This window comes from Tardiphaga sp., assembly GCF_044336785.1.
Classification (GTDB): Bacteria; Pseudomonadota; Alphaproteobacteria; order Rhizobiales; family Xanthobacteraceae; genus Tardiphaga.
On record NZ_JBIIOT010000001.1, the window covers coordinates 96,007 to 113,816 of the forward strand.

General features: G+C 62.4%; 15 protein-coding genes. 4 read left to right on the plus strand and 11 right to left on the minus strand.

Annotated features, from left to right (window positions below):
• Positions 1-11 precede the first annotated feature (11 nt).
• The 5 genes from ACIQ2A_RS00520 to ACIQ2A_RS00540 form a co-directional block, all read right to left on the minus strand.
• Positions 12-1,235, minus strand: a complete 1,224-nt coding sequence (locus ACIQ2A_RS00520) for an ABC transporter substrate-binding protein (RefSeq protein WP_398474605.1) — start codon at positions 1,233-1,235, stop codon at positions 12-14.
• A gap of 179 nt (positions 1,236-1,414) precedes the next feature.
• Positions 1,415-2,371: a PDR/VanB family oxidoreductase gene (locus ACIQ2A_RS00525; protein ID WP_398474607.1), complete on the minus strand. Its 957-nt coding sequence runs from the start codon at positions 2,369-2,371 to the stop codon at positions 1,415-1,417.
• Complete coding sequence (locus ACIQ2A_RS00530) at positions 2,371-2,883, minus strand: MOSC domain-containing protein (RefSeq protein WP_398474609.1); 513 nt, start codon at positions 2,881-2,883, stop codon at positions 2,371-2,373. The genes ACIQ2A_RS00525 and ACIQ2A_RS00530 overlap by 1 nt, the downstream gene beginning before the upstream one ends.
• A gap of 85 nt (positions 2,884-2,968) precedes the next feature.
• Complete coding sequence (locus ACIQ2A_RS00535) at positions 2,969-4,285, minus strand: MFS transporter (RefSeq protein ID WP_398474611.1); 1,317 nt, start codon at positions 4,283-4,285, stop codon at positions 2,969-2,971.
• Positions 4,286-4,520: 235 nt separating this feature from the next.
• Complete coding sequence (locus ACIQ2A_RS00540; RefSeq protein WP_398474613.1) at positions 4,521-4,679, minus strand: hypothetical protein; 159 nt, start codon at positions 4,677-4,679, stop codon at positions 4,521-4,523.
• Positions 4,680-4,789: 110 nt separating this feature from the next.
• Between ACIQ2A_RS00540 and ACIQ2A_RS00545 the strand changes: the two genes are divergently transcribed.
• Positions 4,790-5,356 carry a helix-turn-helix domain-containing protein gene (locus ACIQ2A_RS00545; protein ID WP_398474615.1) on the plus strand — a complete coding sequence of 189 codons (567 nt, stop codon included), beginning with the start codon at positions 4,790-4,792 and terminating at the stop codon, positions 5,354-5,356.
• An 86-nt stretch (positions 5,357-5,442) separates the two neighbouring features.
• On the opposite strand, the gene ACIQ2A_RS00550 is transcribed toward ACIQ2A_RS00545, so the two are convergent.
• The 5 genes from ACIQ2A_RS00550 to ACIQ2A_RS00570 form a co-directional block, all read right to left on the minus strand.
• Positions 5,443-6,234, minus strand: coding sequence for a DeoR/GlpR family DNA-binding transcription regulator (locus ACIQ2A_RS00550; protein ID WP_398474618.1), 792 nt, complete (start codon positions 6,232-6,234; stop codon positions 5,443-5,445).
• A gap of 110 nt (positions 6,235-6,344) precedes the next feature.
• On the minus strand, positions 6,345-7,340 hold the full coding sequence (gene pdxA / locus ACIQ2A_RS00555) for a 4-hydroxythreonine-4-phosphate dehydrogenase PdxA (protein ID WP_398474620.1): 996 nt from the start codon (positions 7,338-7,340) through the stop codon (positions 6,345-6,347).
• Positions 7,337-8,590, minus strand: a complete 1,254-nt coding sequence (locus tag ACIQ2A_RS00560; RefSeq protein WP_398474622.1) for a four-carbon acid sugar kinase family protein — start codon at positions 8,588-8,590, stop codon at positions 7,337-7,339. Before ACIQ2A_RS00560 ends, pdxA begins: the two co-directional genes overlap by 4 nt.
• Before the next feature lie 2 nt (positions 8,591-8,592).
• Positions 8,593-9,615 (minus strand): 2-keto-3-deoxygluconate permease, encoded by a 1,023-nt coding sequence (locus ACIQ2A_RS00565; RefSeq protein WP_398474624.1) that lies wholly within the window; start codon positions 9,613-9,615, stop codon positions 8,593-8,595.
• Between the two features lie 357 nt (positions 9,616-9,972).
• A complete protein-coding gene (locus ACIQ2A_RS00570; RefSeq protein ID WP_398474626.1) occupies positions 9,973-11,598 on the minus strand; it encodes an ABC transporter substrate-binding protein in 1,626 nt (541 codons plus the stop codon).
• Between the two features lie 790 nt (positions 11,599-12,388).
• Here ACIQ2A_RS00570 and ACIQ2A_RS00575 point away from each other — a divergent pair.
• Positions 12,389-12,697 (plus strand): GIY-YIG nuclease family protein, encoded by a 309-nt coding sequence (locus tag ACIQ2A_RS00575; RefSeq protein WP_398474628.1) that lies wholly within the window; start codon positions 12,389-12,391, stop codon positions 12,695-12,697.
• A gap of 703 nt (positions 12,698-13,400) precedes the next feature.
• Here ACIQ2A_RS00575 and ACIQ2A_RS00580 read toward each other — a convergent pair.
• Positions 13,401-15,020 carry an ABC transporter substrate-binding protein gene (locus ACIQ2A_RS00580; protein WP_398474769.1) on the minus strand — a complete coding sequence of 540 codons (1,620 nt, stop codon included), beginning with the start codon at positions 15,018-15,020 and terminating at the stop codon, positions 13,401-13,403.
• A gap of 303 nt (positions 15,021-15,323) precedes the next feature.
• Between ACIQ2A_RS00580 and ACIQ2A_RS00585 the strand changes: the two genes are divergently transcribed.
• On the plus strand, positions 15,324-16,457 hold the full coding sequence (locus tag ACIQ2A_RS00585; RefSeq protein WP_398474630.1) for a M20/M25/M40 family metallo-hydrolase: 1,134 nt from the start codon (positions 15,324-15,326) through the stop codon (positions 16,455-16,457).
• A gap of 410 nt (positions 16,458-16,867) precedes the next feature.
• Positions 16,868-17,809: an ABC transporter permease gene (locus ACIQ2A_RS00590; RefSeq protein WP_398474632.1), complete on the plus strand. Its 942-nt coding sequence runs from the start codon at positions 16,868-16,870 to the stop codon at positions 17,807-17,809.
• Position 17,810: the final 1 nt, after the last annotated feature.

Here is a 17,810-nt window from a genome sequence, read left to right on the forward strand (position 1 = left end):
CGGTCGTCAGCTTACTTCTTGGCAGTCACCATCGGGCATGCGCTGGCCGAGAGCGGCGGAAACGCTTCTTCGGCCTTCACGGTGGCGAGGATCTTGAGCACGTCATAGGGGTCCTGAACCTCGCCGGGCTTCTTCACCTCGCCGAGATACATATCGTGCACCATCAGATTGTCCGGACGCAGCTTGCCGTTGCGCAGGAAGGCATCGTCGAAGGTGCGGCCCTGCAGATCCTTCACGACAGCGGCTGGATCCTTGGTATTCGCCGCTTCCACCGACTTGATGTAGTTCAGCGTCGATGAATAGACGCCGGCCTGCATCATGCTCGGCGGCTTGCCCATCTTGGCCGCATAGCGCTTGGAGAATTCGCGCGTGCGATCATCCATGTTCCAGTAGAAGCCGGACGTCACCAGCAGCCCCTGCGCGCTCTTGAGACCGACGCTGCGGATATCGTTCACGTCGAGCAGCAGCGCGATCATCTTCTGATCGCCGCCCATCAGGCCGAACTCCTCCGCCTGCTTGATGACATTCTGCGTATCACTGCCGGCATTGGCCACAGCGATGACCTTGGCGCCCGACGATTTCGCGGTCAAAATCTGCGAGGAGAAATCTGCCGTGTTGATCGGATGCGGCGCACGGCCGAGCGCCTTGCCGCCGCCCTTGACCGCCACTTCGGTGACGTCGCGTTCCAGCGCCTGGCCGAAGGCATAATCAGCCACGATGAAGAAGAAGGTGTCGCCGCCTCGCTGCAGCATCGCCTTCCCTGCGACATTGGCCAGCGCATAGGTGGTGTAGGTCCACTGGATGAAGTTCGGCGAACAGAATTTGCCGCTCAGATCCGCCGAGCCGCCGGCGGATGTGATGAACATCTTGTTGCGATCCTTGGCGAAGGTCTGCACCGCGATACACACCGACGACACCGGCACGTCGAGGATGACATCGACGCCTTCCTGATCATACCACTGGCGCGCGATATTGCCGCCGACGTCGGGCTTGTTGAGATGGTCCGCAGAGATCAGCTGGATCGGCTTGCCAAGCGCCTTGCCGCCGCATTCGTCAATGGCGAGCTGCGCTGCCGCCACCGAGCCTGCGCCGCCATTGTCGACAAACAGGCCGGTCATATCGGTGAGCACGCCGAATTTCAGCGGGGTATCACTCGCTGCGCGGACGATGGCCGGCGATGCGAGGAGCCCCAGACCCGTGGCACCCACGCCAGCCAAAAACGTACGACGCTTCATGTTTGTTTTCTCCCTGTTTGATTTTATCTTTGCGGGGAGATTGCGTGGTGATGCGCTGCGAAGCAAGGCACAGTGGCGTACTTTTACGCTAAGGCGTACCCATTGATGCATTGACGCGATCGCTGCAACGCGAAATCAGCGACCGGTTCACATATGTGAATGAGGTGCCGCAAGCGGCCCTAGAGATCCAGCACCAGCCGTTCGCTGGCCGAGCCTGCGACGCAGACCAGCAGGCTGCGCGAGCGTTCTGCTGGAGATAACGCGCGATCGCGATGCACCGGCTCGCCCTCCAGCCAGCCCACCTTGCAGGCGCCGCAGATGCCGCCGCAACATGACGTCGGCACGTCGATACCCAGCGCCGTCAGCGCCTGCAGCATGCTCTCGCTGGCCCCGACGGCGATGTCGCGCCCCGATCGAGCCAGCACCAGCGTATACGGCCGCGCCTGGGGATCCGCCGGCAGCGGTGGTGCGACGAAACGCTCCACATGGACCTGCTCCGCCGACCACGCGCACGCCGCTTGTTCGAAATCACCGATCATGGATTCCGGGCCGCAGCAGCCGATCCCCGCATCCGTCGCTGCGGGGCCGATCAAAGCCGCAAGATCCGGCCGCCCGACCACCGCCGTGTCGTGGATCACCACATGACCGCTCTCGATCATTGGTGCGAGCAGATCGGCAAGCGGCGGCGGGCCGCGCGTGATCATATGCAGCGTAAAGCCATTGCGCCCCGTGCGCTTGAGCAACGCGGCCGCCGACAGAAACGGCGTAACCCCGATGCCCCCGGCCACGAATGCAAACCGCGACAGATGCGCGGGCAGCGACATTCCGCCCCGCGGCAGCGACACGCCGATCACATCGCCCTGTCTGACCTCGTCATGCAGATGGATCGAGCCACCGCGCCCATCGGCCTCGCGCTTCACCGCAAGCATGTAACGCGTCTTGTCCGCGGGATCGTTGCACAGCGAGTAGGTGCGGATCAGCCCGTTGGCCAGATGCAGGTCGATATGTGCGCCCGGCTTGAACGGCGGCAGCTCCCAGCGCTCGGGATCAATCAGCGTGAACAGCTTGATCCCCTCGCCGCCATCCTCGATCCGGTCCACCACCGTCTTGACGGTGGTGACGCGCACCGCTGCCATTATGCGCTCCGCACGCTATCGCCGACTCGTACGGTGCCGCCCTGCAGGATCTTGCAATTGAGGCCCGAGCGATTGATCAGCGGATCGAAGATCGACTTGCCCGTGATCTCCTCGATATGCCGGCACGGGATCGACAGCCGTGTCGCCTCCAGCAGTGTCTCGCCGAGCCAGAACTGCTTGCCGACCAGATGGGTGAGCGGGACGCCGACGGTGGTGACATTGCGGCGATGTTCTTCAACGCCAAGGTCGATATCATGATCACGCTTAAGCGCGATCAGCGTTTCATATTCGAACAAAGTGACCTGACGGCCTTCCTCGGGCTTCGGCGAGTAGAAGCCTTCCTCGCGGCCGATCATGTAGCGATCGCCTTCGATGCCCTTGCCGGCAATCAGCGTCAGTTCCTGCATCTCGCGCATCGGCAGGAAGGCACGCGCAGTGATGTGGAGATGACGGACGACACCGGTCCAGGTCGAGGCGGCGGTGTCGGATTTCGATTTCACGATATCGAGCATAGCCTATGTTCCTTTCGCGCTCATACAGCACGACAAGTGATGGGAATGCGGAGCGGCATTGCGTGCCGCTCCGCATGTGACGCGATCAGGTCAGTTCCTTGTTCGCCATTTCCGGCGCGAACCAGGTGGCGATTCCGGTGACGCAGGCGCAGAAGATCAGGAACAGTGACACCGGCCAAGTGGCGCCGGCCCAGGTCATCAGCGCGGCCGCGATCAGCGGCGAGAAGCCACCGCTGATGGCCGCGCCGACCTGGAAGCCGAGCGACGCACCGCTGTAGCGCAGCTTTGCCGTGAACAGTTCCGAATACCACGGCGCGCCGATGCCGAACATCACCATCTGGCCGAACGAGATCGCCACCACGATGGTGAGGATCACGATGGTCGGATCGCGGGTGTCAAGTAGCCAGAACATCGGGAATGCGAAGCCTGCGCAGAACAGGCAGCTCGCATAGAACATGGTCTTGCGACCGACCTTGTCCGACAGCCAGCCGAAGAACGGGATCGAGAACAGTGCGACGAAGGACGCGATAAAGGCACCGTTGAGCACCAGGCTGCGTGACAGGCCGAGCTTGGTGGTCGCATAGGACATGATGAAGACGCCGGCGATCGAGGCATAGGAAATCTCGGCGATCTTCAGGCCCACGGCAGTAAAGAACGGCCTGCGGTGATATTTGAAGATGTCGACGATCGGCATCTTCGCGACTTCGTTCTTGGCCTTGAGCGCACGGAAGGCCGGAGTCTCCTCCATGCTCATGCGGATCCACAGGCCGACGCCGACCAGCAGGATCGAGATCAGGAACGGAATGCGCCAGCCATAGCTCATGAACTGTTCTTCCGGCAGTTGCGACACCAGCGCGAACATGCCGATGGCCGCGAGATTGCCGACGGGATTACCGACCTGCACCATGCTGCCGAGGAAACCGCGTTTGTGCGTCGGGCAGTTCTCCACCACCATCAGCACCGCACCGCCCCACTCGCCGCCGAGGCCGATGCCCTGCATGAAGCGCAGCACGATCAGCAGGATCGGCGCCGCAATACCGATTTGCGCATAGGTCGGAAGCAGGCCGATGGCGAAGGTACCGATGCCCATCACCATGATCGTGATGGCCAGCATCGCCTTGCGGCCGACGCGGTCGCCGTAATGTCCGAAGATCGCGGCACCGAGCGGACGCGCGAGGAAGCCGACGGCATAGGTGCCGAAGGCGGCAATGACCGCGGAAGCCGCATCACCGGTGGCAAAGAAGATCTTGTTGAACACGAGCGCGGTAGCCGCGCCGTAGATCAGGAAGTCGTACCATTCGACGGCGGTACCGATGACGCTCGACCAGACGATTTTCCGCAGGGCTGCGTCGTCAGCGCTGCTCGTGGCAGTAGCCGTGTTGAATTCCTCAGCGACGGTCATGTTCACTCCTTCAAAAGACATGTTCAGTTTCAGGCGCGCAGTTTCTCGTTCCGCGTCGCGACATCTCGCGGCGCAGTCCGGTCGTCTCGTGAACTCTTGCGTTGGTGGCCGCGCACGCGAATGCGACGGCCAATCGTCAACCCTCTCAGCAGTAGTGGGGAAACGTCCCGCTTGACGGGCTACAATCTTCCGTCATCCCTCGTGCTCACCGATCCCCGTCACAAAGCCAACATGTTTACTGTGGGAAATCAACGGCACGAAAATCGGCAGATGCCAATGAATGCGGCAGGGCACTGATTTTGCCTGAACCAGACGCAAGATTTGCCGGATTCCAGCCTTCTCTGCCTAAATTATCCTTGCCCTTGCCGGAAATATCTGCAGCTATGTTTTCCATTGGAAACACCTCGACACCGCGATAGCCGTGTCGTCACCAGCACGCGCGGCGGCGCTTTCTTTGTTGGCGGGTCTTTTCTACAAGGACAGCCGCTCAAGGGGAGATCGAGGTTGCTTGACGTCAGTAAGAATGCGGTCGGCTTCAATCTGAAGCAGTTGCGCACGACCAAGGGCCTGACCCTCGATCAACTGGCAAGCCAGAGCGAACTCACGCGCGGCTATATCTCGCTGGTCGAGCGCGGGCTGAAGACGCCTTCGGTGAACGCCCTGCTGCGTCTTGCAGCAGCGCTCGATGTCAACGTCACCTATCTGTTCGATCCCAATCCGACACCGGCACCGCGCTACACGCTGTTTCGCCAGAACGAGCAGAATGCACCGATCCAGGAAGACGGCTTCGACCTGATCGCCCTCGCCGCCAGCCGCACGCGCAAGATGATGGAGCCGTTCGTCATCCGCCCGCCACTAAAATCGGCGCCCCGCGCCTCACATGCCGGCGAAGAATTCCTGTTCGTCATCTCGGGCAAGATGGCGATCAAATTCGAGGACGAGGAGATCATCCTCGCAAAAGGCGACTGTCTGTATTTCGCAGGCGAGACCCCGCACTGGGTGCGCAGCATCGGCAAGACCAAGGCGGATGTTCTGCTGATTGTATCGGCGACGTCACCGCAGAAGCCGTAGGGCGGATGAGCCGAAGGCGTAATCCGCCGGCCGACTGCATGTGGCGGAGAAAGGCGGATGACGCTGCGCTCATCCGCCTTACCGCCTCACCTCGCCACCACGACGCGTGCCCCACTCGCAGCAAACATCACACGCTGATTGTTCGGTGCATCACCGTCCGTCACCAGCGTCCAGTGCGGTGGCAGTGGCGCCCAGGCGTCCTGTTCGGCGCGGCCGAGCTTGCCGGCATCGGCCAGGATGATCACGTCCTTGGCCTGCTGCATCATCAGCGATTTCAGCGCCACCTGTTCGAGATCGGCCTCGCAGAGTCCACGGCCTTCGACGACGCCGTCAGCGCTCATAATGGCGCGATCGGCGGTCATGCGCCGCAAGGCTTCCGCCGCCAGCGGTCCCATGGTGCTCATGCTCGTCGCACGGATGGTGCCGCCAAGCACGATGAGCTCGATCCCCGGCGCCTTGGCGAGAAAGGGAAGCAGCGCGAGATTATTTGTGATGATACGGAGCTTGCGCTGCAGCAGCAGCCGGCCGAACGCCGCCACCGTGGATCCGGCATCGAGGATCAGCGTTTCGCCATCCTTGATCAGATCGGCAGCCGCCAGGGCGATCGCCTGCTTGGCCTTGCCTTGCACCGCAATACGCTGGTCGAGCGTCGCCTCGGCAACGTGGCCGGTGAGGATGGCGCCGCCATAGGTGCGGCGCACGTGGTTGTTCTTTGAGAGAAACTGAAGGTCGCGACGAACCGTCGAAGCGGAGACGTCGAAACGGCGGGCGAGATCGTCCACATCGATCTCACCGGCATTCAGCGCGTCCAACAGGCGCGCCCGCCGCTCCTTGCTGCGCATCGACATCGAATCCCGGCCCTTCGTCACACTCGTCATTCCGGGGCGTCGGCGCGCCTTCGCGACGGCGAACCCGGAACCTTGCTATGGCTCAAGCACAACGGGATTCCGGGTTCGCGCGCAAGAGCGCGCGTCCCGGAATGACAGCATTAGGCGGCCTTCGGTGCGAGATCGACCGCCTGACGCAGCGCCTCGATCAGGCTGCGCTCGTCGGCAATGCCCTTGCCGGCGATGTCGAAGGCGGTGCCGTGGTCCACCGAAGTGCGGATCACCGGCAGGCCGACGGTGATATTGACGCCTGATTCGAGGCCCAGCACCTTGATCGGGCCATGTCCCTGATCGTGATACATGGCGACCACCATGTCGTAGTCGCCGCGGCCGGCCAGGAAGAACAGCGTGTCGGCCGGCAGCGGGCCGTGCACGTCCCAACCCTTCTTCTGGCAGATCTCGACGGCCGGCGTGATCTTCTCGGCTTCCTCGCCATAACCGAACAGGCCGTTTTCGCCGGCATGCGGGTTGATGGCGCAGACGCCGATCTTCGGGTTCTTGATGCCGGCCTTCACCAGCACCTCATGGCCGCGGGTGATGACGCGCTCGACCAGGCCCGGCTCGATCTTCTTGATGGCATCGATCAGGCCGATATGGGTGGTGACGTGAATGACGCGCAGCTTGGGCGACACCAGCATCATCGACACTTCCGGCGTGCCGGTGAGATGCGCGAGCAGTTCCGTGTGGCCGGGATATTTATGGCCGGCGGAATGCAGCGCTTCCTTGGAGAGCGGCGCGGTGCAGATGCCCTGGGCGATACCGGACTGCACGATCTCCACGGCCTTCTCGATATAGCGATAGGCCGCCTCGCCGCCGATCGGCGAATTCTTGCCGAATGGCAGATCGGCCGGCACATTCTTCAGATCGACGCACTGGATGTTCTTCGAGGCGAAATCCGCATCCTTGGCATCGGCCAGCGAATCCACGCCGAGCGACACGCCGGTCACTTCGCCGGCCTTGCGCAGGCGGCCAGCATCGCCGATCACCAGCATGTTGCACAGCGCCTGCGCTTCCGGCTTGGCCAGCGCCTTCATGATCACTTCGGGGCCGATACCGGCCGGATCGCCCATGGTGATCGCAATGGTGGTACGGCTCATGAGAAGCTTCCTTTGGTTCGGACGGCGCGAAGACGTTCGCTGATACGGATAAGGCTCATCTCGTCACCGAAGGCACCAGCCTTGGTGGCGATCGGCACGGAGAGTTGGCCAAGCGTGAGGCCGAGCGACACGCCCGGCTCGATTTCGTCGGCAAGGCGGATGCCGTTGACGCCGAAGCGCGACAGCAGCGCAGCAGCGGTCTCGCCACCAGTGGCCGCGAAGGCGCCGATCGCAGGTGCCACGCTTTCGAGCGTGACGGCGAGGCCTTCGGCGAGCTTGGGGCCGAGTGCCATGTTGAGCTCGCCTTCCATCATGATCTCGACCAGCGCGTCGCCGCCGGAGGCGAGATGCGTCGAGACGGCTGCGGCGAGTGTCGCGCGCTCGGTTGCGTTGGCATCGAGCAGCGTCTCGGGCGACACGGGGAAATGCTTGACGGTGCCGGTAGCATCGAGCTTGCGCGCAGCAGAGCGCGAGGCGCCGGCAACTGAACCAACAACGATCAGTGTCCCCTGCTTGCTCGTCGGAATCTTGAGTGCTTCGCCTGCGGCATCGTCATCGAGGCCAGCCAGCGCATGTGCGAGACCGGCGCTGCCGATGAAGAATGTCGCCTTCGAGGCATGCAAGCTCGCTTCGGCAATCAGATGCAGATCGTTGTCGGTCTCGGCATCACAGCATGCGACAACATCGCCTTCAGCTGCGAGTTTCGCAAAAACGGATTTGAGATCGCCGCCGCGAATGGTGGCGAGCGTCACCTTCTCGCCGCGGATGCCGGCGGTGGCCAGGACATCGACGAGATCGGCATTGGGATAAGTGTGGTCGCGCTGCCAGACTTCGGCGTCTTCCAGCGGAGCACCCTTCACGAGGATACGCCCGTCGATGGTGGTGCGGCCGGTGGCCGGAAAGGCCGGCGCGAAGACGCCCAAGCCGGCGCCGACATTCGCCTTGAGATAATCGAGCGCGGCCTTCGTCTCAGCTGCGGGTTGGCCCCGCAGCGTCGAGTCGATCTTCTTGAACAGCGTGCGGCCGGGCTCACACAAACGAGCCAAGATATCCGCATGCCGCGCAGCTGCGTCCGCGGCAGGCATGCCGCGGCTCGCTGCGTCATAGGCCATGACCGGAAGCTGGTGATCCGACGCATCGGATACTTCGCCCCATGTCACCGCGGCTGCCTGTCCCCTTCGACCGAAGGCGATGGCGCAGTCCGCAGCACCGGTGAGATCGTCCGCGAGGATCAGCCAGCGATCAGTCATGCTTAGCGTCCGGTTGCCGGAGCGGTTGCTGCCGGGGCAGCAGCTTCGGTGTCTTCACCCTCGGGCTCGACATCCTTGCCGACGATGCCGGCGATCCATGCCGTCGCGATCGGCGTCAGGATGGCGGTGACGACCACGCAGGCTGCGATCAGGATCGTGGCCGGGCCGGCAGCTGCTGCGTAGTCGGGATTGGCCGCAGCGACGATGGCCGGAACGGCGGCCGCATTGCCTGCAGTCGAAGCCGCAGCGACACCCGCGACGCCATTGCCGCCGATCAGACGGTCAGCGAAGAACATCGGAATGCCCGTGAGGATGACGACGCCAACGCCCATCGCGATGCCGAGCAGACCAGCCTGCCAGACCATCGAGAGATTGAGGCCGGTGCCAAGCGCAAAGGCGAAGAACGGGATCATCACCGGCACGGCCTTGCTGAGGAATTCGCGCATTTCCTTGTCGAGATTGCCGATAATCATGCCGATCACCAGCGGCAGGATCGCGCCGACAAGTGCGGGCCACTGGAACGACGACAGGCCGGCAACGCCGAGCGTGATCATGGTGAGGAACGGGCCGCTCTCGAGCGTCATGATGGTGTAGGCACCGACGTCGCGCGGACGGCCATACTGGCCCATCAGCGCCATGTAGAGACCGCCATTGGTATCATTCATCGCAGCGACGATCGCGAGCGTCGAGACGCCCGCGAAGATGCCTGCGGTGATCGGGGCTTCGCCGAGGAAGCGCCCGAAGATCAGGCCGAGGATCATCGCCGTGCCAACCTTGACGGCCAGCAGCGTGCCGCCCTTCTTCACGATATAGGGGGTCGCCTTGAAGGAAATGCTGGCGCCCATGCAGACATAGAAGACTGCGAGGATCGTCAGGGCGCCGCCAGAGAACAGCGCGCCGGTGAAGGAGCCGAAGAATTTCGGAGTGTTGGGGAAGAACGTCGCGACCAAAGCGCCGAGCAAAAGCGGGACGGTCATCATGCCGCCGGGGACTTTTTCAATCGCGCGCTTAATTGGAACCTGCATTTTCATTTCCTCTGATTATTTTGCGCAATTTGCCCATCCGGCCCCAGCGCGGCGGCGGTTTATGCGCATGACACGCAAATGACAACCCCGTTTTGCGCAATGTGCGCATCCTCTAACAAGGCCTTAACGGCGAGCGGGTTCCGTCCGTTGCCTCAAGAATGCCGCAAGACCGCATCGAAACGGCCGGGACCTGCGACTGTCGCCATTACCAAAATACCGTTTTCCGCGAGAATGCCACCGTGATGCCGCTGGTTTGCCGCTACCGCCCCCGGTTTGCCGCAAGAAAAAACGCCGGCCTGAGGGGTCAGGCCGGCGCGTCGCTTGGTTCGGTGCGTCAGAAATAAGGCGCGCGACCGATCAGTCCTTCTTGTCGATGTTCCAGAACACCGGGGTCGCGGCACCCGGCAACACGCCGGTCAGCGAGGTCCGCCACACGCTCGGGATCTGATATTCGCCGAGCGGCAGATAGGCGACTTCCTCGAGCGCACGGGCCTGGACTTCCGCAGCGATCTTCTTCTGCTCTTCCGGCGTCGTGGCGCGGGCATATTTGTCGCGCAGCTCTTCGATCTTCGCATCCTCGAACCAGCCGAACCAGCCGCCATTCTTGCCGCGGCCCGACACCGAGACGTTGGAGACCGGATTGAGAATGTCCGCACCGACCCAGTTGGTGAAGAACATGTTCCAGCCGCCTTCCTTCACCGGCTTCTGGCTCGCACGACGCGTCACGACGGTCTGCCAGTCGGTGGCCTGCACTTCGACCTTGAAGCCGGCATCGCGCAAGAGCTGCGCCGCCACGATCGGCTGCGCCTTCAGCGACGACACGTCGGTCGGCGCCATGATCACGACGGGCGTGCCGTCATAACCGGATTCCGCGAGCGCCTTCTTGGCGGCCGCCATGCCGCTGCCCTTGACCAGGGTCTCGGCACCGACATCGGCGGCGTTCGGCGTATCGCAGCCGAACATCGCGCCGCAGATCTTCATGTATTTCGCATCGCCGACCAGCGCGTCGAGCACCGGCTTCTGGTTCATCGCGAGGAAAGCCGCGCGGCGAACCTTCACATTGTCAAACGGTGGCAGCAGGAAATTCATGCGGCCGAGCGTCTGGTAGCCGAGCTTGTTGAGGATCTCGATCTTGAGCTCCTTGTCCTTGGCAAGGATCGGCAGCAGGTCGTAAGGACCGTTCTCCATGAAGTCGATGTCGCCGGACTGCAACGCGTTCACCGCGGTCTGCGCATCGGGCATGGTGATCCATTCGACGCGGTCGACCTTCACCACCTTGCCACCCGAGGCCCAATCGGCAGGCTCCGAGCGCGGCACGTAATCCTTGTTCTTCTCGTAGACGGCCTTCACGCCCGGCTGGAATTCCGACTGCACGAATTTGAACGGACCCGAACCGATCTGCTCGGCGATCGACTTGCCCGCCGGGGTTTCGGCGAGACGCTTCGGCATCATGAACGGCGTCAGCGACGACGGTTTTGCGATGGAGTCGAGCACGAGGCCGTAGGGCTCTTTCAGCGTCAGCACGATGGTCTTGGCATCGGGCGCCTCGATGCTCTTGGTGAAATCCATGAGCTTCTGGCCCATGCCGTCATTGCGGCCCCAGCGTTTCAGCGAGGCGACGCAGTCTTCGGCCGTCACCGGCGGACCGTCGTGCCACTTCAGGCCATCGCGCAGCGTGAAGGTGTAGACGAGCTTGTCGTCCGACACTTTGAAGCTCGCCATCTGCGGCTGGATCTGGAATTTCGAATCGATCGCCAGCAGCGTGTCGTAGACCATGTAGCCATGATCGCGCACGATATAGGCGGTGGTGATGCCGGGATCGAGCACGCGCAGATCCGAATGCATCACGGCGGTGATGGTCTTGCCGGCCGCATCGGCGGGCGAGGACATCATCGGTGATGCGAGTGCCATCGCAAGCGCGATGCTCGGCAGCGTCATTTTCGTAAAGGCTGCAGAGTGCCGCCAACGTGACATGATAGACATTCGATCTCTCCTGACTGGATTCTGATCACAGGCCGATGATTGCTTATGCAACGCGATCTATTTTTGAGCGCCTCGCAGTGTGTCTTTATCGTTTAGACTTCAAAGACTTGCATCAAGCAGGAAGCACGTCAATCGGGATTTCGACGGCGTGTATGAACGTCGCGGCGCACGATGGAATGCGGGGGCACGAGCGACGACAAGCAGTCGCAGGACGGCTTCGCGTTCACTCTGTCCCTCATCTGAAGAGCGCGCTCCGGCGCGCGTCTCGAAGGATAGCGGCATGCTCGGGAGCCAGGCCAGCTCATGGTTCGAGACGGCGCTGCGCGCCTCCTCACCATGAGGGTGGGGTGTGGGACTGATAAGCTGAACGCAGCCGCAAACTCTTGCCCGTGCCAAACTGCGCCCTCATCCTGAGGAGCGCGCCCTTGCGCGCGTCTCGAAGGATGGCGGCACGCTCGGGAGCCAGGCCAGCTCATGGTTCGAGACGGCGCTGCGCGCCTCCTCGCCATGAGGGTGGGGTGTGGGGCTGATAAGCTGAACGCGGCCGCAAACTCTTGCCCGCGCCAAACTGCGCCCTCATCCTGAGGAGCGCGCCCTTGCGCGCGTCTGGAAGGATAGCGGCAAGGTCGGAGCCAGACCAGCTCATGGTTCGAGACGGCGCTTCCGCCTTCGCTCTGCGAGCTACGGCGGACAAGCCGCGCCTCTTCACCATGAGGGGCGGCGTTGAGACGCTTGACTCGCTGATATCAGACGCCATCCTCGCCCCTGCTGACAGCGGGGCGAGATGCGCATGCTGGAAGGGGCTTACGTCTACATCCTGCGATGCGCGGATCGCAGTTATTATGTCGGCGTCACGCGCGGTGATCCCGAACTGCGATTGGCCCAGCACAATGCCGGAAGCTTTCCGGGTTATACAGTCACGCGTCGTCCCGTCGACATGGTGTTCGTTGAATGGTTCGAGCGGATTATCGACGCGATCGAGAGCGAGCGCCAGATCAAGCGCTGGAGCCGCGCCAAGAAGGAGGCGCTGATCCGCGGCGATTTTGCTGCGCTGCGGGTGCTCGCGTCACGGAAGCGGCGGAGCAAGTCGGACGCGTGATTTTCTGTCGGAGCCGTGCTGCACATGGTTCGAGACGCGGCCTGCGGCCGCTCCTCACCATGAGGGTGGCGTGTGGGGCGGATATGCACAAGCAGCTGCAAACGCTTACTCACACCAAACTGCGTCCCTCATCCTGAGGAGCCGCGCAGCGGCGTCTCGAAGGATGGCCGCACGCTCGGAGCCAGGACAGCTCATGGTTCGAGACGGCGCTGCGCGCCTCCTCACCATGAGGGTGGGTGCGTGGGGCCGAGGCGGACAACGCGGCTGCAAATTCGTCGCCTCATCAAACTCTTCCCCTCATCCTGAGGAGCGCGCCATTGCGCGCGTCTCGAAGGATGGCCGCACGCTCGGAGCCAGGACAGCTCATGGTTCGAGACGCGGCCTGCGGCCGCTCCTCACCATGAGGGTGGCGTGTGGGGCCGAGGAGGACAACGCGGCCGCAAATTCGTCGCCGCATCAAACTCTTCCCCTCATCCTGAGGAGCGCGCCCTTGCGCGCGTCTCGAAGGATGGCCGCACGCTCGGAGCCAGGCCAGCTCATGGTTCGAGACGGCGCTTCCGCCTTCGCTCTTCGAGCTACGGCGGACAAGCCGCGCCTCCTCACCATGAGGGATGGTGGGTGTGCGCTTAAAAACAAAAACGCCGGCCTGATTGCTCGGGCCGGCGTTCTGGCACTTCACACGGACCGCCGCAGCGGTGCCGGCTCAGTCCTTCTTGTCGATGTTCCAGAACATCGGGATCGCAGCGCCCTGGGTGACGCCGGTCAGCGACTTCCGCCAGATGCTCGGCACCTTGTATTCGCCGAGCGGGATGTAGATCACCTTGTCGTAGATCTCCTTCTGCACGTCGGCAGCGAGCTTCTTCTGCTCCTCCGGCGTGGTCGCACGCGCATATTTGTCGCGCAGCACTTCCAGCTCGGCATCTTCGCTCCAGCCGAACCAGCCGCCATTGCTCTTGCCGCGGCCGGAGGTCGCGACATTGCTGATGGGGTTGAGGATGTCGGCGCCGACCCAGTTCGAGAAGAACATGTTCCAGCCGCCCTCTTTGACCGGCTTCTGGCTCGGACGACGGCTCAGCACCGTCTGCCAGTCGGTCGCCTGCACCTCGACCTTGAAGCCGGCATTGCGGAGCAGCTGCGCGGCCACGATCGGCTGCGCCTTGAGCGTGGTCACGTCGGTCGGTGCCATGATGGTCACCGGCGTGCCGTCATAACCGGCTTCGGCAAGCAGCTTCTTGGCTTCCTCGAGGCCATTGCCCTTCACCAGGCTTTCCGAGCCGATATCCGTGGCATTCGGCGTGTCGCAACCGAACACGGCGCCGCAGACCTTGTAATATTTCGGATCGCCGACCAGCGCATCCAGCACCGGCTTCTGGCTCATCGCCAGGAACGCGGCACGGCGAATCTTCGGATTGTCGAAGGGCGGGTTGAGGAAGTTCATGCGGCCGAAGGTCTGGAAGCCCAGCGGGTTCAGCACTTCGATCTGAAGCTCCGGATCCTTCGCCAGGACCGGCAGCAGGTCGTAGGGACCGTTTTCCATGAAGTCGATGTCACCCGACTGCAGCGCATTCACCGCGGTCTGTGCATCGGGCATGGTGATCCACTCGACGCGATCGACCTTCACCACCTTGCCGCCGGCCTGCCAGTCGGTCGGCTCGGAACGCGGCTTGTACTCCTTGAACTTCTCGTAGACGGCCTTCACGCCGGGCTGGAATTCAGCCTGCACGAATTTGAACGGACCCGAACCGATCTGCTCGCCAATCGCCTTGCCGGCCGGGGTTTCAGCCAGACGCTTCGGCATCATGAACGGCACCAGCGACGACGGCTTGGCGATCGAATCCAGCACGAGGCCGTAGGGTTCCTTCAGGGTCAGCACGATGGTCTTGGCGTCGGGCGCCTCGATGCTCTTGGTGAAGTCCATGAGCTTCTGGCCCATGCCGTCATTGCGGCCCCAGCGCTTCAGCGAGGCGGCGCAGTCTTCCGCGGTCACCGGCTTGCCGTCATGCCACATGAGGCCGTCGCGCAGGGTAAATGTATAGACAAGCTTGTCGTCGGAGACTTTCCAGTCGGCCATCTGCGGCTTGATCTCGTATTTCGAGTTCATGCCGAGCAGCGTGTCGAACACCATGTAGCCGTGGTCGCGGACGATATAGCCGGTGGTGATGCCGGGATCGAGCACGCGCAGGTCGGAATGCATTACGGCGGTGATGGTCTTGCCGGCCGCATGCGCGGGCGACGACAGCACCGGCAGCGAGAGGGCAACTGCAACTGCCAGACCCGGCAGCGCAAATTTCGTGATGGCCGCGGAACGCAGCCAACGTGACATATCAAACACTCAAGTCTCTCCTGACTGGAATCTCATCATCGATCGATGATCGATTGTGCAACGCGATAGAATTTTAGGCCCCTTCGCGTGTTGCCTTTATAATTTAGGCATCAAAGCCTTGCATCAAGCGCGATGCGGGTCAATCGTGTTTTCAGCATGCTGGAAAATGCGTCGCTTTGCACAGCGTCAATTTGCAAAGGCAATTGCGCTGCTGCTAAGTCAGGCACGAGTTCTCGCAATGCGCAGGTGCAAGTTGCACCCGTCAATCTGTGACAGAAATTCTCATCCAAGAGGAATGACTTGATGAATCCCGCCGAACTCCCCTTCGATCTCGAGGACATGCTGAAAGGCCTGCGCGTCTGGGTCGAATGTGAAAGCCCCACCTGGGATGCGAATGCCGTCAACAGCATGCTCGACCTCGCTGCGCGCGACATGCAGATCATGGGCGCGACCATCGAACGCATCGCGGGGCGTCAGGGATTCGGCGGTTGTATCCGCGCGCGTTTTCCACATCCGAAATTCGGCGAGCCGGGCATCCTGATCGCGGGTCACATGGATACCGTGCATCCGGTCGGCACCATCGAGAAACTGAAATGGCGCCGCGACGGCGAGCTCTGCTACGGCCCCGCGATCTGCGACATGAAGGGCGGCAATTATCTGTCGGTCGAGGCGATCCGCCAGCTGATGCGCATCTCCTACACGACGCCACTGCCGATCACCGTTCTGTTCACGCCGGATGAAGAAGTCGGCACCCCCTCCACCCGCGACATCATCGAAGCCGAAGCCGCACGCAACAAATATGTGCTGGTGCCCGAACCCGGCAGCGCCAATAACGGCACCACCTCGGGCCGCTACGCCATTGCCCGCTTCAATCTCGAAGCCATCGGCCGTCCCAGCCATTCCGGCGCCACGCTGTCGAATGGCCGCTCCGCGATCCGCGAAATGGCGAAGCGAATCGTGCAGATCGACGAGATGACCGGCCCCGATTGCACCTTCAGCGTCGGCATCGTGCATGGCGGACAATGGGTCAATTGCGTCGCCTCCTCCTGCACCGGCGAAGCCCTCAGCATGGCCAAGCGCCAGGAGGACCTCAACAAGGGCGTCGAGCGCATGCTCGCGCTCTCAGGCACCGAGAATGACGTTCAGTTCAAGGTCACCCGCGGCGTCACCCGCCCGGTCTGGGAACCGTCTGCGGCAACGCTGGAATTGTTCGAGAAAGCCAAGGCTATCAATGCGCGCCTCGGCCTGCCCGAGCTCACCCATGGCAGCAAGGGCGGCGGCTCCGACGGCAACTTTACCGGCGCCATGGGTATCCCGACACTCGACGGCCTCGGCGTGCACGGCGCCGACATGCACACGCTCAACGAATACATCATCGCGCAAAGCCTGGTCGATCGCGGCCGCCTGATGGCGGGATTGCTGGCCACGCTCGATTGATGCAATGACGACCGGTCCGTCCATGACTCTGATCAGGGCTTTTGCATATGGGGTTTGAGCGATGGAGATAGTGCCGGGCCTGCATGGTTCGAGACGCCCGCTTCGCGGGCTCCTCACCATGAGGGTCTTCTACAGAGCCACACTCTGCCCTCATCCTGAGGAGCCGCGTAGCGGCGTCTCGAAGGATGGTCGCACGATGCTTCTTGCGACTATATGCGATGCCCTACCATGGTGATGGACGGACCAAAAAAGTGGCACGGGACTTGCTACCTTTTTACTCAGAAAATTTCGGGTTGATGCGCATCGCGACTGTTCTGACCATCAGGATCAATTGCTGTGCGCCCGTGACGTTTCCGGTTGACCGATCAGGTCCAGTTACGTTCGATCAACACGACCAATAGGACAACGTTATGCTCGGATATCTCATTCGCCGAATTCTGGCGGCCATTCCCGTTATGGGCGTGGTGGCCCTGTTCGTCTTCCTGCTGCTGCGGCTGACCCCGGGCGATCCCGCCGCGATCATCGCGGGTGACAATGCGACGCCGGAGCAGCTTGATCGTATCCGCACCTCGCTCGGGCTCAACGAGCCGCTCTATACGCAGTTCTTCTCATGGGTCTGGCGCCTGCTGCATGGCGACTTCGGCACCTCGCTGATTTCCAATGTGCCCGTGCTGCAGATGGTCAATCAGCGCATCGAGCCGTCGCTCAGCGTGGCGCTGAGCGTGATGCTGGTGTCGATCTGCGTGGCGATCCCGCTCGGCGTCATCGCCGCATGGAAGCACGGCACCTGGGTCGACCGCCTGGTGATGGCGCTGTCGGTGGTCGGCTTCTCCGTCCCCGTCTTCGTGATCGGCTATGTGCTGGTGCAGATCTTTGCGATCGAATTGCGCTGGGTGCCGGTGCAGGGCTTCCGCAGCATCTCGCGCGGCTTCGGTCCGTTCTTCGAACGCATGGTGCTGCCGACCGTCGCGCTCTCCTTCGTCTATGTGGCGCTGATCGCGCGCATGACGCGCGCCGCGATGCTCAACGTGCTCGGCGAAGACTTCGTGCGCACGGCGCGCGCCAAGGGCATCAATGAAGGCTCGGTGCTGTTCCGCCACGCGCTGCGCAACGCGGCTGTCCCCGTCATCACCGTGATCGGCACCGGCTTCGCGCTGCTGATCTCCGGCGTCGTCGTCACCGAAAGCGTGTTCAACCTGCCCGGCATCGGACGCCTCACCGTCGATGCCGTGCTGGCGCGCGACTTCCCAGTGATTCAGGCCATGATCCTGCTCACCTCAGGCGTCTATGTCTGTGTCAATTTGCTGATCGACCTTGCTTACGCATTGCTCGATCCCCGCATTCGTTACTAGG